Origin of the sequence: Spirulina sp. CCY15215 (assembly GCF_016888125.1) — a bacterium.
Taxonomy (GTDB): domain Bacteria; phylum Cyanobacteriota; class Cyanobacteriia; order Cyanobacteriales; family Spirulinaceae; genus CCY15215.
This window is the reverse complement of the sequence record NZ_JACSWA010000530.1, coordinates 1-24,792: the sequence shown is the minus strand read 5'-3', so window position 1 is coordinate 24,792 and position 24,792 is coordinate 1. Positions and strand designations below refer to the sequence as shown.

The following is a 24,792-nucleotide window of genomic DNA, read 5'->3' as shown; positions in this document are numbered from 1 at the left end:
CACAACCAATTTCCTGTAAAATCAAAAAGATTAATAAAATTTTAATTTTTCCCGTCTTATGAAAATCTGTTTGGCGGTTTCCGAACCCATTACAATTCTAGTAGAACAAGAATCTGTTCCCATCCAACACTATCTCCGTCAACCCCAGCGTTTAGTTAGTGCGATCGCAGATCCGAAATTGATGGAAACTTTGGGAGGCGATCGCTATCGCTTGAAAATGCGTCCCCTCAATCTTTTAAACCTCTACCATTTTCAGCCTACAGTTGTTCTTAAAGTTTGGTCGAGTAGTCGAGGCACTGTTTATTTACAGTCAGAATCTTCTGAAATACGGGGAGTGAATTACATTAATGCTCGCTTTTCTCTTAAAGTCAATGGCTTGCTTTCTATTCTCCAAAAAGAAGGAAAAACTTATCTTAAAGGAGAGGCTTTTGTAGAAGTTAATGTTGAACTTCCGCAACTGTTCTCATTAACCCCTAAATCTCTACTGGAAACCGCCGGTCAAAGTTTAGCAAAAAATGTTTTATTGAGAATTAAACAACGTCTTCTCTCTCATCTTTTAGCAGATTATCACCAATGGGCAAAAGGAGAAGAGTTAATCCTTGATGATACTATTAAGAATCAAAAGTCAACTGGCGAAGATTTAGTATGGAGTTGGAAACCGTAGTATTAACGGGAGGTTTTGGCTCCCGTCTCAGATCTGTTGTTAGCGATCGCCCGAAACCAATGGCTTTGGTTAGAGGACGACCCTTTCTCGAGTGGATTCTGCTAGAACTATATCGAGTCGGAGTTCGCCGCATTATTTTAAGTATTGGCTATCTGGGGGAACAAATACAATCTTATTTTGGTGATGGTTGTCAGTGGAATTTAGATATTGTTTATGTTCGCGAATCTGAACCTTTAGGGACAGGTGGTGCAATTCAATATGCTTTACCTTACATTCAAGGGCAATCTTTTTTAGTGCTGAATGGAGATTCATTATGTCAATTTGAATTACAACAGCTTATGGAAATCCGCGATCGCTACCAAGCAAAGGCAGCGATCTGGCTGGCTAAAGTTGAGAATAGCGATCGCTATGGTAGCGTGAAGATTAACGAAAATAATGCGATCGTTGGTTTTTATGAAAAATCGCAAACTATTAAGACAGGATTAATCAATGCGGGAGTTTATTTACTCACAAAAGATAATTTTTCTTGTCCTTCGGGAAAAATTCCTTGGTCAATCGAGAAAGATATTTTTCCCCAGCTAGTCGGTTCGGATTTATACGGAGTGATCGGAGATGATATCTTTATTGATATTGGTACACCAGAGTCCTATTTAGCGGCAGATTCATTTTTACGTCAATATTGGCAAAATCGGCAAATATGAGCGAGATTGCTTATTACTTAGAGACTACTAGATCGGGATAGACAGATTATTGTAGAATGGCGTTACTTTCTGATCGCATTCAATGATTACTAGGATAGAGAAAGTCCTGATCGAAGCCAATTTATCAAAATTTACCATTTCAACAATGTTAAAGCGTGCAAATATTGTTTTATCCCAAGGAAGACATAGAGGGATAGATGATTATATGGACTATCTGCTCGAGTTGCTAAACTCTATTTATGAATCGGTCATGATTGGAGATACCTATCGAGCAGATTCCCATAACTATATTATTGACGGCAATTTTTCTAACGAACGCGACGAGATCGAAATTCTCTCTTCTGCTGGAGTGGTTATTATATTTATTGCCAGCGAGTGGGTGCATTTTTTTAAGGGAGTTTTATACTTTAATACATTTCAACATCGTGATTTTCTCATCTCTCGTTTCTTACGAAAATTATCTAAAAAACGCAGAAGCATATTAACCAATCGTCCGCTCAAAAAAATTCTTTCCAAATTCTTTGATGTAAAAATTGATGAGCTTTACTATTTAGCCAATAGATCTGAGGAGTTTGAAAAAAACGCTTCATTTTTCACAGCTATAATCGGACCATCAAAAGATTTGGTAACACCCTATAGCGATTTTTATAAAGTTCCTGCTTTTGCCATAGAACCATTATTTGAAGAGGGAAAATTCTTAGATAGAGAGATAGAGAGTTCGCCGAAACTATTTTTTTCAGGGAAGCTAACCAAATTTCGTCAAGCAGTGCTGTCAAATCTCAATAAAATTCATCCCAATCTAACTATTGAATATGTTGAGAATAGCACGAATCTACCGCCAGAAAAATTTACCCACGAGTTATATATTCCGCAAAAGTTTAGGTGGCCTTACAGCAGTCCTATCCGCACATATAGATCGTATACGCAAGGCTTCATCCCCGTCAATTTTTCGCAATACAGCCAGAGTATCATGGATAGTTATCTACCAATTTTATCGGAATCATCAGAATCTTATAAACAATTCATATCCTATAAAACAGAAAATTTAGTTGAAGGCGCAAAAGCTAGTAATGCCGTGAGGAAAGAACAAATTAAAGTTTATGTAGAATATCTAAGTCAAGGGTTGGAACAAGCAAAAATAAAGCCGACAGTTTCTCAAAATATTCAGTTAGTTTTGGAAGGCTATAAAGGCTTTAATATTGTGAAAGTTGATAAGGAATATTATGCCATTCCTCAATGCGAAGGAAAATTTAGCCTCGATCGCATTGAAAGAAAAGATCATTCTGTTTTCTTTATGGCAGAGAATGAAGCGGATGTGTGCCGTCAAATCATAGCATTCAATGAACATTTTCAACTGAATACTTATAAAATTCAATTGATTAAAAAACAGTATCAAGGCTTTAATATTGTGAAAGTGGATAAGAAATATTATGCTATCCCTCAAGAAGAAGGAAAATTTAGCCTCGATCGCATTGAACAAAAAGACTACTCAATTTTGTTTGTAGCGAATTCGCAAGCAGATATTCATCGTCAAATTACAGAGTATAAAAATTCTCAAATAGATCCGGGGAAAAGTAAAATTCAGTCAACGATAGAAAATTATATCAGTCAACTTATCGCAGTTCTATTCGATCGCTAAATATAAACTCCTTTGATCTATTGAGTTTCTACATATCGCCATGCAAGCAAATAAATGCCTTGATGTTTTATTCGTTAATCCCAATTCTTCTGCAAAAGCCTATCAAGATTTGGCGAAAACATATTCTGCGATCGAACCGCCAACCTGGGCGTTATTATTAGCACAGGCTTGCCGTTCTAATGGTTTTAAAGTTGCAATTCTCGATTGCGATGCGGAACGTTTAACCTGCGATCGCGCTATTCTTCGGATTAAAGAAGCTAATCCCCGTTTGGTTTGTTTTGTTATCTACGGACAGAACCCAAACTCGGGAACGACGAATACAATTGGAGCTAGTGAATTAGCCATAGAATTAAAGCAAAATGAGCCAGATTATCCTATTTGTTTTGTCGGCTCTCATATCAGTGCTTTGCCCAAGGAAATTCTTTCTTTACCCTTCGTTGATTTTGTCCTCTTAAATGAAGGAGTTTATGCTTTGCAAAATCTCCTAAGAACCGATCTGAAAAATTCTCTCCATAAAGTTAAGGGAATTGGTTATAAGCAAGACGGTTATCTAATTCTCAATCCTCCCGAAAGAGTTGTTCCTCAAGAACGAATGGATATTGATTTACCGGGTTATGCTTGGGATCTTCTTCCTTATCAAAAAAAGCCCCTGGATCTCTATCGCGCTCATTTTTGGCACGCAGAATTTGACCATAATAAGCGCACTCCTTTTGCTGCATTGTATACGTCTCTAGGATGTCGCTTTGCTTGCGATTTCTGCATGATTAATATTATCAATCGCGTCGATAATAATGATAATATTAATGCTTCTCACTCCAAAGGAATGCGTTTTTGGAGTTCGGAGTTTATTCTCAAAGAGTTTGAAAAGCTGGCAGGTTTAGGAGTCAGTACCATTCGCATTTCTGATGAGATGTTCTTTTTGGATCGACGCTATTATGAACCGTTAATTCAAGGGTTGATCGATCGCGATTTGGATTTGAGGATGTGGGCTTATTCTAGGGTAGATACCGTGCGCGATCGCGCCTTGGATGACTTCAAAAAAGCCGGGATCGGCTGGTTAGCTTTAGGAATAGAAGCAGGGAATCAAATGGTGCGACAGGAAGTCTCTAAAGGGAGTTTTCAGGAAATTAACATTCGCGAAGTTTGCCAAACAATCCAATCCCATGATATTAACATCATCAGCAATTATATTTTTGGTTTTCCCGATGATAACTTGGAGACAATGCAGCAAACTCTCGATTTAGCCCTCGAGTTAAACACTGAGATGGCTAATATCTACCCTTGCCAAGCACTTCCAGGCAGTCCCATGTATCATATTGCTAAACAAAAGGGTTGGGAATTGCCCGATTCTTACGAAGGATATGCTTTTTTAAGCTATGAGTCTTTTCCTTTGCGAACTAAATATCTGAGTGCGGCAGAAGTGTTAAAATTTCGAGATAATGCTTGGCAAACTTACTTTACAAATGAAAAGTATTTATCTCTTATTGCTGCTAAATTTGGAGAACAAGAACGTAAAAATATTGAAGATATGGCTTCGATTAAATTAAAAAGGAGGATTCTCGGTGACTGATGCGATCGCCTACCCCAAACCCAATCTATTAACAAAGGAAGACTTGATTGCCTTTGAGGAAGAAATTGCCAATCTTTTCAACTTAGCTAAGATTCGTGCGCCCATTCATTTATATTATGGAAATGAAGAACAGATTATTAAAATTTTTCAGAAGATTCGCCCCCAAGATTGGGTATTTTGTTCTTGGCGCAGTCATTACCAATGTTTATTAAAAGGAGTACCTCGCGAACAATTGCGCCAAGAAATTTTGGACGGGCGATCGATTTCCCTTTGTTTTCCAGAATATCGAATTTTTTCCTCGGCAATTGTTGGGGGTGTTTTACCGATTTCTGTCGGTACGGCTATGTCCATTAAAATGAGAGGTGAACAAAGTAAAGTTTACTGTTTTATGGGGGAAATGACCGCAGAAACAGGCATTGCTTATGAGTCGATTAAATACAGTCGTAATCACAAATTACCAATACATTTTATTGTTGAAGACAATGAAAAATCTGTTTGTACAGATACCCGAGAAGTTTGGAATCAGCCGCGTTTAAGTTTTGAAGAGTTTGAAAATCAAGAGGATGAGTACATTACCTATTATCGATATGAAACCAAATATCCTCATGCTGGGGCAGGTATTCGTGTTGAATTTTAATGTAGAGATATTGCCTACAACGCGCAAATCTAGAATTTTATCAATCTTTGTAACAGAAAGGACTTGCTAGATGAAGTATTTTGATGAACTCAAGCGATCGATGAATTTCTTGGCTGAAGACCCCAGAGTTGTTTTCATCGGTCAAGCAGTCGCGGTCAAAGGAACTGCGATGACTAATACTTTAAAAGAAGTTCCTTTAGATAAAAGAATTGAATTACCCGTAGCGGAAGAAATGCAAATGGGAATGACCATAGGAATGGCTTTAACGGGCCTAATTCCGGTTAGTATATTTCCTAGATGGAACTTTCTTCTTTGTGCTATCAATCAATTGGTTAATCATTTAGATAAAATTCCAATAATGTCAAATGGAAGATTCCAAACTAAAGCCATTATTCGCACTGGCATTGGTTCAGAACGCCCTCTACATCCCCAATATCAACATATTGGGGATTTTACCGAGGCAATTTCTCGCTGTTGTACAACCATTGAAGTCATTCGCTTAGAAGAACCCAAAGATATTTTTCCTGCCTATGAATTTGCCCTCAAACGCGAAGATGGAAAAAGTACAATTGTGGTTGAATATGGTGATTTTTATCATGAAAAGTAAGACAAGCTAATGAAACCAAAAACTTTATATATAGCTGGTCATACTGGACTTGTTGGTTCTGCACTATTAAGGCGTACAATAGGAGATACAAATTATTCTATAATTACGCGAACTCGTGCTGAACTAGATTTAATGAACTCAGAAAGCGTGGGGCAATTTCTACAACGAGAACAACCCGATCGCGTTATTATTGCAGCCGGTCGAGTGGGAGGAATCTCAGCCAATCAAACCTATTCAGGAGAATTTATTCACCAAAATTTAACGATTCAAAATAATTTAATTCATCAAGCGATGAAAGCAGGAATTAAATCTCTTATTTTTTTAGGGAGTTCTTGTATGTATCCCAAACATTGTCCTCAACCCATGTCAGAAAATTCCTTACTAACGGGTGTGTTAGAAGAAACTAATTTGCCCTATGCGATCGCTAAACTTTCCGGTTGGGCAATGTGCTTGGCATATAATCAGCAATACGGGACGAATTATATCACTGTAATTCCTGCGAATTTGTACGGCATTAACGATAACTTTCATCCCCAAGATAGTCACGTCATTCCGGGGATGATTCGTCGCTTTCACGAGGCGAAAATAAACGACGCAAAGAAAGTTATTATTTGGGGAACAGGCAAACCGAAACGGGAGTTTTTATTGAGCGACGATCTAGCAGATGCCTTAATTTTTTTGTTGGATCATAACCATAATTCCTCTCAACTGATTAATATTGGCAGTGGAGAGGAAGTGAGTATCGCAGAACTAGCAGAAATAATCAAAGAGATTGTGGGTTTTGAGGGTCGTTTGGTGTTTGATACGGATAAACCAGATGGAATGCCCCTAAAACGATTGGATAACTCCCAAATAGAAAAGCTGGCTTGGTCTGCTCAAACTTCCCTCGCGGAAGGAATTAAAAAGGTTTATCGATGGTGTTTAGATGGTAGGATTTTGAAGGAATAGTCATGCGATCGCTCTAGACACTAAAACTCTTGATTTCTATTCCAAATTCATTTTCAAAAATCATAACCTCCCCTAGTCCCCCATCTAGCCATTTTTTGCGTAATGTTAAAACTTAAAATTAATTATACATTTCTTGGATTAAACGTAATTCTTATTTGTTTGAATATAGTTTATTGGCTTTCTTCAACTATTCCCCTACATGACAGTCTTTTTACATTACAATCATTTCATGTTTTTTATAGAGATTTTTTGTTGTATGGAGAGCTACCCGGATGGCTACCCTATAATTTTTATGGTTTACCCAGCGATTACTATTTACTAACATGCCTTTCACCATTTCAGTATTTTGCTTTCTTTTTAGGTAAAGTATTTCACATTAAAAATACGTATTATCTCTTTTTATTTTCTGTTTACCTCGAACAACTTCAACTCCTGACAGGGTCTTATTTGTTAGCTAAAAAAGTGTTGCATCAGAAAATTTCAATTATATTTATGTGTGCTGGAATTCTTTTGAGTTCTTTTTTGTATATACAACCTTTCTTTAATTTTAAACTATTTAGTTTTTTCCCTTTAGTATTTTTTCTGATTTTAAAATTTTTAGACAATTTTAATTTTTTGTACCTTGGTCTGACAGGATTAATCAGTCTTTTATCTCTATTCGGCAATGCTGCCTTTTTCGCTCCTATTTTAATTTACATACCTCTTCTTTTCTTTTTGATTATTTTCTTAACAAGAAACTATCTAAAACTAAGCATAGTATTCTTAAAACACCTCAAACCAAACGTAGCATTCTTAAAAAAACAATTAAAAAGATTACTAAATCCTTGGTTTATTTTATTTAGTATTATCTTTATTCTTATTGCTTTGTGCTATTTATTTATTGCTTCGGAAGCCCTTAACTTTAGTGTCTTAACATCCATAGATCGAGATCCTAACACTAGGAAAGCTCCACTCAGCGTATTTTTAACCTATGGAGGAAGCACTTCTATACTCAGATATTTAGAGTTTATATGGGGCATAGGCTTCTCAGAAGCAGTGATTTATGTAGGGTTGATCCCCATCGTATTTTTGATATACTCAGTTCTTTTTGTCAGAAATACAATATTTTATAGTTCTTTGATATGTTTACTTGCAATACTAGCTGTTGGCTTAGGCCGTCAAGGTCTCATAGCCCCAATAATTTATCATCTTCCACTTTTGAGCTATTATCGCCATATTGGACTTCTTGGACCCATAGCAAAAATATTTCTTTTACTCTGTGCATCATTAGGAATCGATCATTTCTTCGAGAGTTTGTCAACTAAAAGAAGAAAAAAGAACCAAAAAACCCTTATAACTTGTTCGATCATTATTGTCTTCATATCTTCGCTCTACTTTTTATTTGAGGATAATCCACTCTTTTTAAACTTTCCACATCATGCGCTAAATCCCTACTTTTTGAACGGATTTGCAATAGCTTTGCTGCTGTTATTTCTTGTTGTTAATGTGTATTTTTTTCATAGAAGTAGCAGAAAGATAAAGTCAATTTTAATTTATAGTTTCTTAATACTTTATTTGCTCGATATATTTTCTTGGCATTTATCATATCTAATTTTCAGTGATAGTTATTCACCTGACAGTGTAAAATCTTTTGTTGTTAAAAATTACGACCTCCAAATGAAAAGATTTGAAACCATAAATCAATTAAAAAATAGTCGTTCGTTATCAGTATTTCGCGATATTGTAGCGAGTAAACCCGAATTTGCACGTTATGGACTTATATATACTTTTGCTGATGCTGACCCCTGCATTCCTATATATCGACAAGATTTTTGGACTACATTTGTTGATGATTTTATGAAACTAAGACTTTCTTTTCAACAAAAACAAACAGGAAAGTTACCTGAAAATCGCCAGGGTCATTATGGAACAATTTTTCCAACTTATGATGATTCTTTGTTTTACAACACTATTGGATGTACTGCCTCTAAAATCAGGTTTGGTATTCCTTCTGAAAACTTGAGACAAGAGTTTAATAATGATGATGTCACCACAATTTTACAAAAATTAGACAATCCCAATGCCATTATTGTTAATGAATATGGTAACAACAAACCAAGAGAATTTTTAGAGGATATTAATTCTGTTGAAGATCTACAAAATGATTTGCTTAACGTTAAGATTGTTGATTTTTCCTTGAATTCATTAGAACTCGATATTGAGCTAAAAAAAGAGCCTACAACACCTCTATGGCTTATATACGCTGATGCCTTTCATCCCAGTTGGCAGGCTTTTGTAAATGAAAAACCTGCCAATATTTTTATGGCAAATTATGCTTTTAAAGGAATAAAACTGACGAATTTAAAAATGGGTGTCAATCATGTTTCTTTCCATTTTAAACATCTTAGGAAAGTGCGAGTTTTTCTTACCATTGTCCTTTTCTTAGTTTCCTGCTGTTTGATTATGTTGACATTTCTAAATATTTTCACATTTGAACGTTCCTAAAGGCTAACTATTGAGATGTAATCCCTCAAAAAGCCGTATCTTCCTGGACTTTTTCCGGGTACATCTTAGGAAAGTTGCGTCGAACATAGTCCTGTAAACATTTATCTAGTCGAGAGTCTTCATGCTTAGAAATCAAATTAGATAACAGGTGCACAAATCGCCAAGGGCGAAGAATATATTGAGTACCAAAGAATATTAAGTGTGCTAAAATGCGAAGAAGGTGAAGTTCCTCGGTCGAGATTTTTTTGCACCAAGAAACCGTTCGAGTCGGATCGACTAAAGAGTGTAAACTTAAAAAATAATCATCAGAAATTTCAGGAATTTTATTCTCTTCCCTAAGTTCTTGGAACAATTCCGATCCGGGGTATGGGGTAAAAACAGAAATTGATACATCATAAACACCACTCCAAGCTATTTTGACTAAAAACCAGATGGTTTGCCAAACGTCGTAACGGGTTTCGTTGGGAAAGCCAATAACAATGTTAAATTTAGTAATCAAGCCGCTTTCAATGGCTGCCTTCATAGAATTTAACATTCGGTCAATTCTGACCCCTTTTTTGATTTCTTTCAATGTTTTACTCGAACCCGTTTCAGGAGCAAAGGTTAAATTGTAACACCCCGTTTCGTAGAGGAGTTGACAGACTTCTTTATCAATTGCTTCTGTGCGAGTTCCACTGGGTAATTGCCAAGTGAAATGAAGATTGCGTTCCTTAATGAGTTGGCAGAATTTAACAACCCATTTTTTTTGCACGATGGCCGTGAGGTCATAGAAGTCCACATTAGTAACATTGTATTTTTTGAGATATAGTTCGATTTCATCTAAAACTAATTCGGGTTGACGTGGAATCCATTTCGTTGTCCACATAGTGGGATTGGAACAAAAGGTACAGCGATGAGGGCAACCTCTTGTCGCAATCATTGACATACTGCGTCCCCGGTTAATGCCAGAACTCAGATTATTGTTCAAATAAGTTTCCAGAGGCAGGAGATGCCAAGCAGGTAGTGGAATGTCATCAATTGCTTTTATTCTTCCCCTTGGAGGAGTTCGCAAAATTTTTCCATCCTGTCTTAGAACCAAACCGTTCACTTCTTTCATGGTGGATAGATTTGCCAAGCGATCGACAACTTCTACTAAGGTTTCTTCTCCTTCTCCTAAGACACAGTATTCTACAGCCGAACAGTTTTCTAGAGTGAATTCGGGCAGGGCAGTAATATGCTCTCCTCCGGTCAGTATGGGAACTTGCGGAAATCTCTCTTTTAAGGACTCAATCAGTTGTCGAATGTAAGGCCAATCCTGAGAAAACATACAACTGACTCCGATTAAATCGGTATGGGGGGGAACTCGTTCTACAATTTCGTCTTTTAACAGACCTGTTGCCACTATTTCATTATCAAATAGAGATGTTCTTTGGAACGGAGCTTCGCCAAGTGCATCTATTGTAGTCACCAAATGCCCGGCTTCGATTAAACTGGACGCAAGATAAGCAAGTCCAATGGGGGGGGTCAAGGAACCAGTACCAGAATGACGAGATATTAAAGCAGGAGGACGAACTAAGGTTATATGAGACATGGGAGAGTAATTTGGGAATCGGTTTTTAGTAAACTTTGATCTCATCGTCCCATCATGTTATCAAAATTGACGTTAAGAAAAAATGATTTTTTATTTGCTTAAATGATCGTGTTTAGGGAGAGCAACCATGATACATTGATATCCCAATAATCCAGGCATGAATTTAGTTAATACAGCTAATAGTCGATTCATTATAACCATTAAAGGGTTATTAGCTGATAGGCCTAGCACAAGTTCAATAGGCATTACACTCATCATTTCTTTAACGACTTTGTATCCATTAGTTTCTAAAAGATGACGGGCAGTGTGGCGTGTATAGAAACGATAATGAGTTTTATCTAAAATGCCTCGTTCGGTATAGTTCCAACTCCCTATCAATAGAGATAAGCGAATTGTAATATTCGCAATGTTAGGAACTGAAACTAAAAGTTGACCATGTTTATCCAAGACTGAGTGACAATCTCTGAGTAAAATTTCTGGAAATCGAAGATGCTCTAGAATATCTAAGAGTAAAACTTTATCAAATTTCTCACCTTTTAATTGAAGTACCGCATCTTCTAGTCCATTTTCAAGATCTGCTTGAATAAACCTCTGAAATTTATTTTTAATATCGGGATCGTTAATTAAATCTATTCCTGTGACCTTATTATTGTTTTTAGAAATTAGAGAAGCGAAAAATCCTTCACCACAGCCAATGTCTAATACATTAGAGTTGCTTCCTACAAGTTTTACAAAAAAGTCATGACTTGAATATTTACTTTTTTTGATCGGATAGTGAATATAATATTCTTTATACTCTGGATAGTTTTTAATGGAATGGATAGTTTTTTTGTATCGTCTTACAGATTGAAAGACATCTTTGGCATACTTTAATCCATTAACGTAGCAAATTTCATTCCCATAGTAGGTGGGAATTGGCACTTCTTTAATAGAAAAGTTTTGATGATGAAGTTTGATAATAATTTCAGTATCAAAATGAAAATCATTGGTCATGGCAGACATATCAATTTGCTTGAGTGCTTTAAGATTATAGGCACGATAACCATTATGAAATTCAGTTAAATTCATACCTAATGACCAGTTTTCAAAAGTTGTTAATATTTTATTGCCAATAAATTTGTATAAAGGCATTCCTCCCTTAATTGCTCCCCCATAATTAGGCATCATTCTTGACCCAAAGACAGCATCAGCTTCACCTGTAATAATGGGATGATAAAGATGAGATAAAATTTCTGGCGCATATTGACCATCACCATGTAAAAGCACAACAACATCAAATTCTTGATCGATTAGATATTGATAGCCTAATTTTTGGTTTCCCCCGTAGCCTAAATTTTTCGGATTTTTAAAAACCTTTAAATGTTTTATTTTCATAGTAGTTTTATAATCACTAGCCAGTTCATAGGTATTATCTTGACTTGCATCGTCAAAAACAACGACTTCTTTCACATTGTTCCAAACATTTTGAGGGATTCGCTTAAACACTTTTGCCAGGGTGTCTACTGCATTATAAGCAACAATCAAAATACCTATTTTTTTTCCTTGATTATCAGCTTGATTATCGGCTTGATTATCGGCAGGTATATTGAGAATAGATTGACGTTTTCTTTTATTTTTTTTCACTTGCAAAGTCATTAGTTTTTCTCCAATTGTTATATTAGTTTATGGGAACAGGCCTCCTGTGAACGCCAAAGAACTAATCAAACACCTAGAACAGAAAATTCTCAATAAAGTCTAGGACTCAACTCTCAAAATAGCTCAAAACCCCTCTCTTGTAACCCACCAAAACCCAAAAAAGAAAAAAGCAGTAAAGAGAAGAATAGGACAAGCCTTGCTGAAATTAGCGAAGAGATTGTTTCGGTGGTGGTATAAGGTTATAGTTTGACTACGATCGCATCTTTGGATAAATTTGTTACAAACAAAAGATCGGCAATTGAATATTCCCAATCTAGGAGTTGCTAGTTATGATCGGGATCAAATGTATGTAACCTTGGTCATTAAAGAGTCAATTGCTTAATTTTACACAAACAAAAACATGAAAATTTTGGTTACGGGTGGTGCGGGTTATATTGGCTCGGTTTTAGTGCCGATGCTATTACAAAAAGGCTATAAAGTGACCGTTCTCGATAACTTTATGTACGGTCAAACTTCGTTGCTGGATTGTTGTTACGATCGCAATCTCGAAATTATCCGAGGAGATGTGCGCGATCGCGATTTAATTAAAAAACTCATCTCTCAATGTGATGTTATTCTACCCTTAGCTTGTTTAACAGGAGCGCCCCTGTGCGATCGCGATCCCGTGGGAGCAAAACAGATTAATTACGATGCAGTGCGCTTTATTGCTGAGTGTAAATCCCCCGAACAAATGCTCATTTTTCCCTGTACCAATAGTGGCTATGGTGTGGGAGAAGAAGGCATCTTTTGTGATGAAAATACTCCCATGCGTCCAGTTTCTCTTTACGGACGGCTCAAAGTCGATCTTGATCGCTATCTGTTAGACCGAAGAGATTGCGTGACCTTCCGTTTTGCCACAGTATTTGGCATTAGTCCTCGGATGCGGTTAGATTTGCTTGTGAATGATTTTACCTATCGTGCCGTCGTCGATCGCACCGTGGTTCTTTTTGAGGCACATTTTAAACGCAATTATCTCCATGTACGAGATGCTGCGGGGGCTTTTATTCATGCGATCAAGAACTATTCGACAATGAAAGGCAAACCCTTTAATGTTGGACTGTCTGAGGCTAATCTGAGTAAACAAGAACTCTGTGAAGTGATCCAGTGCCATGTTCGGGAATTTCGTTTTATTCTCTCCGAAATTGGCAAAGACCCCGATCGCCGCAACTATATTGTTAGTAACGAGCGCATGGAAGCAACAGGATTTAAAACCCAAGTTTCCCTCGATCGCGGCATTCAGGAACTCGTCAAAGGCTACCAAATTATCAGAAGAAATCAGTTTTCTAATCTTTAAAAGTATCCCATGATTATTACCCGCACCCCCTATCGACTGTCTTTATTTGGAGGAGGCACGGATTATAATCCTTGGTTTCAAGAACATGGCGGATTGGTGATTGCTTTAGGAATGGCACATTATTGTTACCTCACTGTTCGTTACCTGCCCCCATTTTTTGAGCATCACAGCCGTATTGTTTACTCCCAGATTGAAAATGTTGCCAAAAACCAAGAGATTACCCATCCTTCCATTCGCGGTTGTCTGGAATATTTAAAAATTTCTCAAGGTTTAGAAATTCACCATGATGGAGATTTACCCGCTCGATCGGGGATTGGTTCCAGTTCCTCCTTTACTGTCGGTCTCCTTCATGCCCTTCATGCTCTACAAAATCGCACGTCTTCTGCCACACAATTGTCATTAGAAGCGATCGAAGTTGAACAAGTTCTATTAAAAGAATCTGTTGGCATTCAAGATCAAATTATGGCTGCTCACGGTGGTTTACAAGTGATTGAAATGAAAGCGGGGGAAGAATGGACAATACGCGATTTGTTACTATCTCCCGATTATTTAAAGTATTTAGAATCGCATATTTTATTAGGTTTTAGTGGTATCAATCGCATCGCAGAACAATATGCCCACGCTAAATTAGAGAACATAAAACAAGGAAAAAAAACAGAAGAACTTAGTTCTATTCATGCTCTTGCAAGAGAATCTCTGCAACTTTTTTCTCACCAAGAGTCCTTGGAGGCGATCGGACAATTGCTCGACAAAAGTTGGCAGTTCAAGCGTCGTTTAGCTGAAGGAATTTCAGCCGTTTGGATGGACGATCTTTATCAAATTGCGTTGCGATCGGGAGCCTTTGGTGGTAAATTAATGGGAGCAGGAGGAGGCGGATTTTTCTTCTTTCTTGCTCCCCCCGAAAAACATGAAAAAATTCGTCAAGCTCTTCCCCAAATTAAAGTTTGGCCACCCTTTAAAATTGATTGGATGGGTTCACAAGTGATTTTTTCAGGTTTATCTACCAAAATGTAAATAATTAGCCAAATATTTGGCTAACTAATTAGCTATGAGCAATTTCGGTCGTAGACTTCGAGAACATCAAGTTCTGGTTTCTCAACTAATCGATCTCGATAAACGAGGTGTAATTGAAGAGGCGATCGCCCTACTTTATTCGACTCTATCTTGTCAATTACCTATTTTGATTTGTGGCAATGGTGGCTCTGCTGCGGATGCACTGCATATTTCCGGCGAACTGGTGGGAATATTTTTAAAGCCCAGAAAGGCTTGTAACGTTATTTGTTTAAATGCGAATGTATCGGTTTTAACAGCATGGACCAATGATTATGAATGCGAGTCAGTTTTTTCCCGTCAAGTTGAGGCCCACGGTCAGCTAGGAGGAATTTGTTGGGGAATATCCACCAGTGGTAACTCTCAAAATGTTGTACTTGCCCTCAAAACCGCTCGAGAATTGGGAATGAAAACCCTCGGTCTCACCGGAAAAAGTGGTGGAAAAATGGCTCAATATTGTGATGTACTAATTGACACACCTTCTACAATTACCCCGAGAATCCAAGAATTACATCTTTTGTTATATCACTATATTTGTGAAGAGGTTGAGGTGCGTTTATGTCAACTGCCACAGATTGCCATGTCTAATTAAATATCTTCTGATTCTATTCATTTTTCTATTCATTTTTGGTTTGCCTGATATGACTTTTCCCTTAATGCGAAACAATATTCTCCGAGAAGATTTAGATGCCCTGATTGCCTTTCTCAAACAAGAAGATCCGATCTTAACTCAGTCCACCAATGTTAGAGCCTTTGAGGAAGAGTGGTCGGAATGGTTAGGAGTCAAGTATAGTATATTTGTTAACTCAGGATCTTCAGCCAACCTCTTAACGATGGCTGCTTTAAAACTGCGCTATCCTTCAGGAGGAGAAGTTATCGTTCCACCACTAACCTGGGTATCTGATTTTACCTCGGTACTGCAAAATGGCTTTACACCCGTTGTCGTCGATATCGATCGCCATACTTTAGGCATGAATTGCCAGCAAGTTATTGCTCAATTAAACAAAAATACGCGAGCAGTTTTTTTAACCCACGTACAAGGTTTTGATGCCTTAACCGACGAACTCTTAGAAGAGTTAGACCGTCGCAAAATTGTTTTAATTGAGGATGTTTGCGAGTCTCACGGTGCAACTCATCATGATAAAAAATTAGGAAATTTTGGCTGGATCTCTAATTTTTCTTTTTATTACGCTCACCACATGAGTACCATTGAAGGAGGGATGATTTGTACAAACGATGAGACCGTTTATCAACAACTGCGAATGTTACGCTCTCATGGAATGGTTAGAGAAGCCAGCAGTTTCGATCTCAAACAAGAATATCAGAAAAATTATCCCGATCTCAATCCCGATTTTATTTTTGCATTTCCAGCCTATAATGTTCGCAATACAGAACTAGGTGGAATTTTAGGTCGCAATCAACTGAAACGATTAGATGCAAATATCATCCGTCGCAATCGCAATTTAAAGCGCTTTTTAGAGCAGATCGATCGCAATAAGTACCGCACTGACTTTAAACTAGAAGGATGTAGTAACTATGCTTTTAACTTAATCTTGAAAGAAGGCGATCGCGATTTTTCACTTCGTCTAATGGAAAAAATGAAAGATGCTCAGATTGAGTTTCGTCGTGGGAGTTCTGGAGGAGGAAATCAATTACGTCAACCCTATTTACAAAAAATATTTCCTAACTACAATATCAATGATTTCCCGGAAGTTGAACACATTCACTTTTATGGGTTTTATCTTGGGAATTTTCCCGATTTACAAGATAATGAAATTGATCGCCTCTGTAATTTGATTAATTCAGTCTAGCGATCGCAGGATTCCTAAAAAGATCGATTATTTATTCAAAAACTAACTTAAAAAGATGGAAATATTTCAGGAGAAAATATATCGCGAAGAAAGTTTTCAGAGATATTTTGAGGTTGTACGCACTTTAGTTGAATTTAATCTCAAAATTCGCTATCGAGGCTCTTTTCTCGGGATTTATTGGTCTCTTCTGAATCCTGCAATTATGACTGGTGTATATACCGCAATTTTTGGAGAGGCTTTTATCAAATATTATAACGGTTCAATTCTTCGTTATATGTTAGCTGCATTCACAGGATTGGTTATTATCCATTTCTTTACCACCTCAACATCTCAAGCATTGTTAAGTCTTACAATCAATGGAACTTTGCTTAATAAACTAAAACTTCCCGCAGCAGCTTTCCCTCTCGCTATGATTTTCTCTCATCTCGTACAGTTTTGCATCGGTGCTTTACCATTTCTTGTTATTGTCACCTTGATTATTTCCAAAAGTCTTCTCAATGCGATCGCGTTATTATTTCCAATAATTGGATTAGCAATGCTTTGTTTGGGAATTGGTTATATCATGAGTGCCTTATACGTTTTCTTTAGAGATCTTCACTATTTTTACGAAATAATTTCTTTCTTGATGTGGATAAGTACACCAGTCTTTTATCCTGCCGATATCGTACCGCAAAACATTCAACCTATTCTCAAACTCAATCCTTTATCATCGATTATTGAAAGCATTCGTCAGATTGTTCTCTCCGCTCAATTTCCAGATCTGTTTTTGATTTTTCAATCTGTACTCACAGGTAGCATTGTTTTAATAATTGGTTGGCTATTTTTTCAAATCTTAAAACCCCATTACATGGATTTAATTTAAAAATGGAATCTGTCAGACTTGAAAATGTATCGCTTTTTAGAAGAACGAAAGAAGAGTTCTCTTATACCCTCAAACAAACCTTATTTTCAATTATCGAAGGTAAATATAAGCATCCAGTCAAAAGGAAAGTTTTACATGAAATCAGTTTTAAGCTCAATGAAGGGGATAAATTGGGAATTATTGGGGCAAACGGTTCAGGAAAATCAACTTTACTTAAAGTAATTACAGGGATTTTAAACCCTTCTTCCGGTACAGTTAGAACAAGAGGGAGTATTGCCCCCCTAATTGAGTTAGGTGCAGGCTTTAACCCAGATTTATCAGTCATTGATAATATTTTAATGTATGGCGTATTTCTGGGTTTTTCTAGGAAATATATGCGAGACAAAACTGAAGATATTTTAGAGTTTGCCGAGCTAAATGATTATAAGCACGCACCTGTTAAAAGTCTATCATCGGGAATGGCTGCTAGACTTGGATTTGCCATTGCAACCGACGTTCATCCCGATATACTCATATTAGATGAAGTCCTGTCTGTTGGCGATGCTAGTTTTCAGGAGAAATCAAAGAAACGAATCGATCTACTTTGGAACTCAACAAACATTACTATCTTATTAGTCTCTCACGATCTTGATTTTATTCGAGATTCCTGTACGCAAGCGATCTGGTTAGATCGAGGAAAAATTATAGGTATTGGTAAACCAAACCAAATGATTAAAAATTATCTAGATTCAGTTTCTTAAAATGAAAAAGACGCAGTTTAAGCAATACAAACGCTGGTTTTTGGGTCTTGGTGTCTGTGTCTTAATCGTCAGTCTTTACTGGCTGAGGAAGCAAGACGCGATCGCTCCATCTCTATTACAAGAACTAACAGAAAGCTATCCCAGAAGCGCCCCTGCTATTTTCATACTGATATATATTTTATTAACCGTAGCTCTCATCCCGACATTACCCCTAAATGTGGGATCTGGCTTTCTGTGGGGTGTTTTTTGGGGAACATTATTTTCGCTGATCGGAGCGAGTTTAGGCGCTCTTGCTTCTTTTGCCATTGCCCGCTATATTGCAAGAGATTACTTTAACCAACGCTTTCAACATCCAGCATGGTTGTGGCTGCATCGACAAATTGAGAAACAGGGATGGAAATCTGTAGCTTTTACCCGAATTAACCCTATTTTTTCCTTTGGGCCACTCAATTATTTCTTTGGTATTACCAGAATTTCTTTAACACAATATTTCTGGGCAACTGCTATTTTTTTGATTCCTCCCTCAACTTTAATGGCTTCTCTCGGTCAGTCTGTTGGAGGTTTTACTTTAGATACAGGAGGATATGCACTACTACGCAATATTTTAATCTGCTCGGGGGTCTTTTCAGGACTGACGATCCTCCGCTTGGTAATTAAACATTGGTTTGGTATTGAGTGGGATAAATTTAAGGACAGTAGAAACAACAACATTAAAAAATGAAAATCACTTTGTTAGTATTGGCTTGGAATGAAATTGAGGGGATGAAAGCAATTATGCCTCGGATCGAAAAAAATTGGTGCGATCGCATCATCGTACTTGATGGAGGCTCTACAGACGGTACAATCGAGTATGCTAAAGAGCAGGGTTATTTTGTCCACGTTCAAAAAAAAAGAGGTATTCGCAATGCTTACTGCGAAGTTTTACCTTATATTGAAGGGGATATTCTGATTACTTTTAGCCCTGACGGTAACTCGATACCAGAACTAATTCCCAATCTGATCGAAAAAATGCGCGAAGGTTATGATATGGTTATTGTTTCGCGCTATTTAGATGATGCTAAAAGTGAAGATGACGATATCATAACAGCTTTTGGCAATTGGCTTTTTACAAAGACGGTAAATATTCTTCACGGAGGACATTATACCGACGCGATGGTTTTATATAGAGCTTATAAAACGAAGCTCATTAAAGAATTAGACCTTGATAAAGATGAAAGTTACAATTTGCCAGAAAACCTTTTCCAAACCAAAATTAGTTGGGAGCCACTCCTTTCTGTTAGAGCGGCAAAACGGAAGTTAAAAGTAACAGAAATCTCCGGTGATGAACCTCCTCGTATTGGTGGGGAGCGTAAATTACAAATTCTGCGATGGGGTGCTGCTTATTACTTCCAATTTATTCGAGAATTATTTTTTTGGAAGTAGAAATAGACTCTTATAAAAGTTTTATTTTGTTTGAGAAATATTGTAGAGATGAATATCTTCAATTTGGGTAAAAGACGCACAAAATTCTTGATCGTTATCAGTGTAATACTAGGTTTAACATCTCTTCTCTATATTACACGGATTAACTTTGAACTACATTATGATGATACTTCAGTATTGCTCGGCCAAAGAAGTTCTAAGTACTTAGGTCATATTAACAGTGCTATTGACTATTGGTTTAGACCGAGAGCAGAGCAGATGAAGGCATATAGACCTATTGCTTACGAATACCAACTCTTACAGTCTCTCATTTATCAATATTTTGGGCTTTCTGTCTGTGCTGCAATTAATTTATTGCTTTTTGGTTTGTCTGGATTCCTTGTATTTCTACTGGCAGATTATTTGTTTGGTGGATACATTGGTTTGATTACCAGTTCTTCTTTTATTTTATTTCCACAGGAAATATCAGCAAATTGGGTATTATTTGGGCCGCAATCTCTTGTTCCAGGGCTAATGTGTCTCAGTCTTTTCTTGTATCTGAAATACTTAAATGGCAGCCAGAAAAATTTTGTTTTTCTTTTGTTAGTTTTGTTACTTAGTCCAATGTTTAAAGAAGCAACTGGATTAATTTCATTTGTCATTCTTTTTCATTATTGTTTAATCTATTTTTTTAAAACCCTAGGATTTTATAATACCCATCTCTATCGGAATAAATTTAACTGGATTTTTGTGATTTTAATGTCGATCGCTTGTTTTCAATCGATTTTTCCTTCATTTTTTGTAAATTTTTTGATTTTCAGAAATCCTTCTTTAATCTCGATTTTTGAAATGGGGGCATTACACGATCATCTATCTGCTTTGAGTCCTAGAGAATCTTTATTCCTAGATATTCTTTCAACTATTTCTCCCGGCCTAGTTATTGGCTCACTATTAATATTGATTCTTACAATGATCGGACTAAATTCAGAGAAACAATTAAAATTATTTTCAATTCGCAACCTACAAAAACAAGCAATCTCAATCATTTCTTTAGCATTAATAATTGCTTATATACTTGTTTTGTTTTCTGATGATCGATCGATAAAATTACTTTTTATCTTCTCATATATATCTTTTTTGGGAATATTTTTTGCAATGAGATATAGTTTGCTCATTGCTATCTGGTTGTTTGCAACTTTATTGTCACTCTTTAGTGTTTACTTCAATACTACACAGCTAGGTTATCTTGCAACACAAATTATTCTTATCATTTCAGTAATAACTGGAAATTCAATTTTAGCTATATATCAAATAACTCTCAAGAAAAAAAATATTTACAAAAAGCTATTACATTGGTTGATGAGAGTAGTAGTTTTCCTCTGTATTTTATCATTTTTAGACAATGCAATGAGCGTTGCCAATGCCTTTTCAGGTTACAACTCTTTAGATAGGCTTATTGAAAGTGAAGAAATTCAACAATCTTTATCAGGTCAATGTAAAAACGCAATCGGCGATCGCAGTATATATTTATCTAATTCTCCATTAATAGTAGATATGATATTTCATTTACAGGGAAATCAATCTATTAGTTTAGGCGATCTAAGATATAATTCTTTTTTTGGTGTGCCTCCAAGTGAGGTTATAAAAAATCGAAAACAACTTCAAAATTTACTAATCGACAATAATATTTATTTGATAAGACTGGAACATCCGAATCCTTACAAATCCTTTCTCTGGAAAACCAAAGACTTAGAAAATTTGTTTTCCAAGCCGATCGCTTTTGAAATAAGTTTTACAACATACTATCTCGATCCCTTTCGGAGATTGTTAAATAATCGATACAAAGACTTAGTAATAACTCCAGACTTTCAAGATGAGTATCAATTAGAAAAAAAATTAATGTTTAGAAGCATTTATACAAACACTATCCATATCTCTTATCGATGTGCAAGCAAAGTAGAGCAAGATTTATTGCCTGAAATGGTTAGTGCAGTTCAGAAAATTGAGTTAGTTGTTGATGGTTATAAGAAATTTAATATAATTAAAGCTAATAGTCTCTTCTATGGTCTTGCTCAAGCGGAAGGAGCATTCAATCTTGAGAAAATTGAGAGGGAAGAATACAGGCATTTACTGATTGGTAATTCAATTGAGCAAGTGAAAGCAGCGATCGATAAAGAAGTGGAAACAATAAATAATTCTAGAGACTCTAGCAATCAAATTCAGCTAGTGACTGAAGGTTATAAGCAATTCAATATTATAGAAGTTAACGATCGCTTCTATGGTATTCTTCAAGAAGATGGAGAATTCACTCTTGAGAGAGTTAAGAAGAAAGATTACAAACGTTTACTGATTGGTGATTCGATTGAGGAAGTTAAACTGATGATTGATAACCAGTGAAAATTCGAGGAGCTAAGTTAAAGGAAATTTTATTATGAAAATTCGTCAAATTTTATGGCTGATTCCCGATCGCCAAAACTATCTCTTTATCTCTTATTCCCAAGCACTAAAACAGTTAAACTATCAAGTGACTTTATTTGACCATACAGAGCAATTGATAGAATTAGGCATTGATGAGATGTATAGCCAGATTATCAATCATATCTCAAGTCTCGATCGCGAGTCCAGTTTAGTCATTGCTTCATTCTACCATTATTCTATGGCATTAACTCCCGAATTTTTAAAGAAAATATCGGAAAAAATTGCCCTAATTATCTGGAGTTTTGATGATGAAATATATAGCACATCACAAACTTTTTATCAAGCACAATCCGCCCATGCTATTATCACCACTGATTTTTATGGACGGGGAATATTTGAACAATTAGATATTCCTACTTTTTTTTTCCCTGCTCCAACCATCGATCTGACTATTTTACCGACTATTCAAGACAAAAAAATAGATATTGCTTTTGTTGGAGATTGTCGTAAATCTAATCGTCACCAATACCTAAATACTTTAAAAGAAGCAGGTTTTCGCGTTGAAATATTTGGTCGCGGCTCGAAAAATGGTTTTATTTCTAGACAGAAGATGAGAGAAATTTTTGCCAACTCAAAAATATGCTTAAATTTTACTGGCTCTAGTATTCCAGATTCAATCGCTCAGTTAGAACCTTGGAGACAACACATTCATCAATTGAAAGGTCGTCCCTTTGAAATCTGTGCTTCGGGTTCATTTTGTTTAACAGAATGGGTTTCCCATCTCGAAAAGTGTTTTTCTATCGGACGAGAAATTGATTGTTTTTGCGATCTTGAAGAGTTGTTAGCAAAAGCTAGATTCTATCTAACTCATGATACCATTCGAGAAGAAATGGCAAAGACAGCGTATGAAAAAGTGAATCGCGATGTCTTGTCTTTGAAGTCATTGGAGCAAGTATTTCTCGATCTGGAAATGGAAATTTTGGGAAACAAATTATTTGTGCGAAAGAAAGAAATTGTTCGCAGCGACTATTTTCGATTTTTAGAGGTTTTCTTTGCAGCTTTAATGGCAATTAAAATGATACAAAGAAATAACCTTGGATTGGCAATGAATTTACTCAAACAGTTCAAGATTTTTAGTTTCAACAGTCATCATATCTATCATCTGACTCGGACATTTTTTACTCTCGTAAAAATGGTTTATCGAAGAATAATCCATCAAACAGATAGATCGAGCCTTTAAGGAATGAGGTGTAAAGAAGATTCAGCCAAGGCAATAAAGTACAAAACAACAATAAGAATAGTACGCTGCGATCGCTAGGTGCATTAAGGCAATCCTTCGATCGCCAATAAATTCTCGAATAATTTCTGAATACAGCCAGCTTACAAATTAGTATAAAATGGACTCATAATGCAAAACTAGAATTTTTATGGTTCATCGTCCCATTTACCTTGATTGCCACGCCACAACTCCCGTTGATGAGCGAGTTGTTGAAGCCATGCTACCCTATTTTACCGAGCGATTTGGCAATCCTTCCAGTATTAATCATGCCTATGGTTGGGAAGCCGAAGCCGCCGTAAAACAAGCCAGAGAAGCGATCGCCAACAGCATTAAGGGAACCCCAGAAGAGATTATTTTTACCAGTGGTGCCACAGAAGCCAATAATTTAGCCATTAAAGGAGTTGCAGAGGCATATTACACCCAAGGACGACATATTATTACCCTAGAAAGCGAACATCGCGCCGTCCTCGATCCTTGTCTTTATCTCCAATCCCTCGGATTTGAAATTACTTTTCTAACTGTAGAAAAAGATGGTTTGCTCAATTTAGAAACACTAGAAAAAGCAATTCGTCCCGACACAATTTTAGTATCGGTGATGGCAGCCAATAATGAAATTGGTGTATTGCAACCCTTAGCAGAAATTGGCCAAATTTGTCGTAAACATGAAGTTTTATTTCATAGTGATGCCGCCCAAGCGATCGCCAAAATTCCCCTCGATGTCAACGCAATGAACATCGATCTGATGTCCCTAACGGCACATAAAGTCTACGGACCCAAGGGAATCGGCGCATTATACGTCCGTCGGCGCGATCCGAGGGTGAAACTCGCCTCGCAAATTCAAGGAGGAGGACAAGAAAAGGGACTGCGATCGGGAACCCTCTATCCCCCTCAAATTGTCGGTTTTGCTAAAGCCGTAGAATTGGGACTGGCAGAAATGGAAAGCGAAGGACAACGCACCGGGAAATTGCGCGATCGCCTCTGGGAAAAACTCAGCCAACTCGACGGCATTCACCTCAACGGACACCGCGATCGCCGTTTGTTTGGAAATCTTAATATTAGTGTCGAAGGAGTAGATGGCTCCGCATTACTCTTAGGTTTACAAAACGTTACAGCCGTCTCCTCCGGTTCCGCCTGCACCAGCACGAAAAACGCCCCCTCCCATGTCCTGACTGCCTTGGGGCGATCGGAAACCCTTGCTTATGCCTCCCTGCGCTTTGGCATCGGACGCTTTAATACCGAAGCAGAAATCGATCGCGTTGCCGAAGCGACCCTAACCACAATTCGCGCCTTACGTCAAGCCCAATCCACCGCTACAACAGTCTCCAAAAAGAAGAGCAACAGAAAACAAACCTAAAGCTAGAGAGTGAGGGTTAGCCATTGATTTTAATCAATGGACATCGAACGCAACGGGTTTTAACCCGTCTTGCGTTACAATACTTCCAT

21 protein-coding genes are annotated in these 24,792 nt (G+C 37.0%); 19 read left to right on the top strand and 2 right to left on the bottom strand.

Annotated features, from left to right (window positions below):
* Positions 1-58 precede the first annotated feature (58 nt).
* The 8 genes from JUI58_RS18390 to JUI58_RS18355 all read left to right on the top strand — a co-directional run bounded on the left by JUI58_RS18390 (position 59) and on the right by JUI58_RS18355 (position 9,250).
* Positions 59-664 (top strand): DUF1997 domain-containing protein, encoded by a 606-nt coding sequence (locus JUI58_RS18390; protein ID WP_204105266.1) that lies wholly within the window; start codon positions 59-61, stop codon positions 662-664.
* The gene (locus tag JUI58_RS18385; RefSeq protein WP_204105265.1) at positions 646-1,365 is read left to right on the top strand and encodes a nucleotidyltransferase family protein; all 720 of its coding nucleotides are present in this window, start codon (positions 646-648) and stop codon (positions 1,363-1,365) included. Before JUI58_RS18390 ends, JUI58_RS18385 begins: the two co-directional genes overlap by 19 nt.
* Positions 1,366-1,510: 145 nt before the next feature.
* A complete protein-coding gene (locus JUI58_RS18380) occupies positions 1,511-3,004 on the top strand; it encodes a hypothetical protein (protein WP_204105264.1) in 1,494 nt (497 codons plus the stop codon).
* A gap of 40 nt (positions 3,005-3,044) precedes the next feature.
* On the top strand, positions 3,045-4,574 hold the full coding sequence (locus tag JUI58_RS18375; protein WP_204105263.1) for a B12-binding domain-containing radical SAM protein: 1,530 nt from the start codon (positions 3,045-3,047) through the stop codon (positions 4,572-4,574).
* Complete coding sequence (locus tag JUI58_RS18370; RefSeq protein ID WP_204105262.1) at positions 4,567-5,211, top strand: thiamine pyrophosphate-dependent enzyme; 645 nt, start codon at positions 4,567-4,569, stop codon at positions 5,209-5,211. The genes JUI58_RS18375 and JUI58_RS18370 overlap by 8 nt, the downstream gene beginning before the upstream one ends.
* A gap of 70 nt (positions 5,212-5,281) precedes the next feature.
* Positions 5,282-5,818: a hypothetical protein gene (locus JUI58_RS18365; protein ID WP_204105261.1), complete on the top strand. Its 537-nt coding sequence runs from the start codon at positions 5,282-5,284 to the stop codon at positions 5,816-5,818.
* Positions 5,819-5,827: 9 nt separating this feature from the next.
* On the top strand, positions 5,828-6,766 hold the full coding sequence (locus tag JUI58_RS18360; protein ID WP_204105260.1) for a GDP-L-fucose synthase: 939 nt from the start codon (positions 5,828-5,830) through the stop codon (positions 6,764-6,766).
* 102 nt (positions 6,767-6,868) lie between these two features.
* Positions 6,869-9,250, top strand: coding sequence for a hypothetical protein (locus JUI58_RS18355; protein ID WP_204105259.1), 2,382 nt, complete (start codon positions 6,869-6,871; stop codon positions 9,248-9,250).
* A 25-nt stretch (positions 9,251-9,275) separates the two neighbouring features.
* On the opposite strand, the gene JUI58_RS18350 is transcribed toward JUI58_RS18355, so the two are convergent.
* Together JUI58_RS18350 and JUI58_RS18345 are read right to left on the bottom strand one after the other, a co-directional pair.
* Positions 9,276-10,820: a radical SAM protein gene (locus JUI58_RS18350; RefSeq protein ID WP_204105258.1), complete on the bottom strand. Its 1,545-nt coding sequence runs from the start codon at positions 10,818-10,820 to the stop codon at positions 9,276-9,278.
* A gap of 90 nt (positions 10,821-10,910) precedes the next feature.
* Positions 10,911-12,455: a bifunctional glycosyltransferase/class I SAM-dependent methyltransferase gene (locus JUI58_RS18345; protein WP_204105257.1), complete on the bottom strand. Its 1,545-nt coding sequence runs from the start codon at positions 12,453-12,455 to the stop codon at positions 10,911-10,913.
* A 400-nt stretch (positions 12,456-12,855) separates the two neighbouring features.
* Between JUI58_RS18345 and JUI58_RS18340 the strand changes: the two genes are divergently transcribed.
* The 11 genes from JUI58_RS18340 (at position 12,856) to JUI58_RS18290 (ending at position 24,703) form a co-directional block, all read left to right on the top strand.
* Positions 12,856-13,788: an NAD(P)-dependent oxidoreductase gene (locus tag JUI58_RS18340; protein ID WP_204105256.1), complete on the top strand. Its 933-nt coding sequence runs from the start codon at positions 12,856-12,858 to the stop codon at positions 13,786-13,788.
* 9 nt (positions 13,789-13,797) lie between these two features.
* A complete protein-coding gene (locus tag JUI58_RS18335) occupies positions 13,798-14,802 on the top strand; it encodes a hypothetical protein (RefSeq protein ID WP_204105255.1) in 1,005 nt (334 codons plus the stop codon).
* A gap of 34 nt (positions 14,803-14,836) precedes the next feature.
* Positions 14,837-15,430, top strand: a complete 594-nt coding sequence (locus tag JUI58_RS18330; protein WP_204105254.1) for an SIS domain-containing protein — start codon at positions 14,837-14,839, stop codon at positions 15,428-15,430.
* A gap of 49 nt (positions 15,431-15,479) precedes the next feature.
* Entirely contained in the window at positions 15,480-16,649 is a 1,170-nt protein-coding gene (locus tag JUI58_RS18325; RefSeq protein ID WP_204105253.1) for a DegT/DnrJ/EryC1/StrS family aminotransferase, read from the top strand.
* A 55-nt stretch (positions 16,650-16,704) separates the two neighbouring features.
* A complete protein-coding gene (locus JUI58_RS18320) occupies positions 16,705-17,511 on the top strand; it encodes an ABC transporter permease (RefSeq protein ID WP_204105252.1) in 807 nt (268 codons plus the stop codon).
* A gap of 2 nt (positions 17,512-17,513) precedes the next feature.
* Positions 17,514-18,251, top strand: a complete 738-nt coding sequence (locus tag JUI58_RS18315; protein ID WP_204105251.1) for an ABC transporter ATP-binding protein — start codon at positions 17,514-17,516, stop codon at positions 18,249-18,251.
* A 1-nt stretch (position 18,252) separates the two neighbouring features.
* A complete protein-coding gene (locus JUI58_RS18310) occupies positions 18,253-18,972 on the top strand; it encodes a TVP38/TMEM64 family protein (protein ID WP_204105250.1) in 720 nt (239 codons plus the stop codon).
* On the top strand, positions 18,969-19,673 hold the full coding sequence (locus tag JUI58_RS18305; RefSeq protein ID WP_204105249.1) for a glycosyltransferase family 2 protein: 705 nt from the start codon (positions 18,969-18,971) through the stop codon (positions 19,671-19,673). The genes JUI58_RS18310 and JUI58_RS18305 overlap by 4 nt, the downstream gene beginning before the upstream one ends.
* 258 nt (positions 19,674-19,931) lie before the next feature.
* On the top strand, positions 19,932-22,049 hold the full coding sequence (locus JUI58_RS18300) for a hypothetical protein (RefSeq protein WP_204105248.1): 2,118 nt from the start codon (positions 19,932-19,934) through the stop codon (positions 22,047-22,049).
* 34 nt (positions 22,050-22,083) lie between these two features.
* Positions 22,084-23,310, top strand: coding sequence for a glycosyltransferase (locus JUI58_RS18295; RefSeq protein ID WP_204105247.1), 1,227 nt, complete (start codon positions 22,084-22,086; stop codon positions 23,308-23,310).
* A 187-nt stretch (positions 23,311-23,497) separates the two neighbouring features.
* Entirely contained in the window at positions 23,498-24,703 is a 1,206-nt protein-coding gene (locus tag JUI58_RS18290) for an IscS subfamily cysteine desulfurase (RefSeq protein WP_204105246.1), read from the top strand.
* Positions 24,704-24,792 lie beyond the last annotated feature (89 nt).

Bases quoted from the DNA above. Each gene is read 5' to 3' on its own strand.
- JUI58_RS18290 (WP_204105246.1), top strand. From the start codon at position 23,498: ATGGTTCATCGTCCCATTTACCTTGATTGCCACGCCACAACTCCCGTT.
- JUI58_RS18300 (WP_204105248.1), top strand. From the start codon at position 19,932: ATGAAGGCATATAGACCTATTGCTTACGAATACCAACTCTTACAGTCT.
- JUI58_RS18350 (WP_204105258.1), bottom strand. From the start codon at position 10,820: ATGTCTCATATAACCTTAGTTCGTCCTCCTGCTTTAATATCTCGTCAT.
- JUI58_RS18330 (WP_204105254.1), top strand. From the start codon at position 14,837: ATGAGCAATTTCGGTCGTAGACTTCGAGAACATCAAGTTCTGGTTTCT.
- JUI58_RS18380 (WP_204105264.1), top strand. From the start codon at position 1,511: ATGTTAAAGCGTGCAAATATTGTTTTATCCCAAGGAAGACATAGAGGG.
- JUI58_RS18340 (WP_204105256.1), top strand. From the start codon at position 12,856: ATGAAAATTTTGGTTACGGGTGGTGCGGGTTATATTGGCTCGGTTTTA.
- JUI58_RS18305 (WP_204105249.1), top strand. From the start codon at position 18,969: ATGAAAATCACTTTGTTAGTATTGGCTTGGAATGAAATTGAGGGGATG.
- JUI58_RS18355 (WP_204105259.1), top strand. From the start codon at position 6,869: ATGTTAAAACTTAAAATTAATTATACATTTCTTGGATTAAACGTAATT.
- JUI58_RS18310 (WP_204105250.1), top strand. From the start codon at position 18,253: ATGAAAAAGACGCAGTTTAAGCAATACAAACGCTGGTTTTTGGGTCTT.
- JUI58_RS18335 (WP_204105255.1), top strand. From the start codon at position 13,798: ATGATTATTACCCGCACCCCCTATCGACTGTCTTTATTTGGAGGAGGC.
- JUI58_RS18360 (WP_204105260.1), top strand. From the start codon at position 5,828: ATGAAACCAAAAACTTTATATATAGCTGGTCATACTGGACTTGTTGGT.
- JUI58_RS18365 (WP_204105261.1), top strand. From the start codon at position 5,282: ATGAAGTATTTTGATGAACTCAAGCGATCGATGAATTTCTTGGCTGAA.
- JUI58_RS18295 (WP_204105247.1), top strand. From the start codon at position 22,084: ATGAAAATTCGTCAAATTTTATGGCTGATTCCCGATCGCCAAAACTAT.
- JUI58_RS18390 (WP_204105266.1), top strand. From the start codon at position 59: ATGAAAATCTGTTTGGCGGTTTCCGAACCCATTACAATTCTAGTAGAA.
- JUI58_RS18325 (WP_204105253.1), top strand. From the start codon at position 15,480: ATGACTTTTCCCTTAATGCGAAACAATATTCTCCGAGAAGATTTAGAT.
- JUI58_RS18375 (WP_204105263.1), top strand. From the start codon at position 3,045: ATGCAAGCAAATAAATGCCTTGATGTTTTATTCGTTAATCCCAATTCT.
- JUI58_RS18320 (WP_204105252.1), top strand. From the start codon at position 16,705: ATGGAAATATTTCAGGAGAAAATATATCGCGAAGAAAGTTTTCAGAGA.
- JUI58_RS18345 (WP_204105257.1), bottom strand. From the start codon at position 12,455: ATGACTTTGCAAGTGAAAAAAAATAAAAGAAAACGTCAATCTATTCTC.
- JUI58_RS18385 (WP_204105265.1), top strand. From the start codon at position 646: ATGGAGTTGGAAACCGTAGTATTAACGGGAGGTTTTGGCTCCCGTCTC.
- JUI58_RS18315 (WP_204105251.1), top strand. From the start codon at position 17,514: ATGGAATCTGTCAGACTTGAAAATGTATCGCTTTTTAGAAGAACGAAA.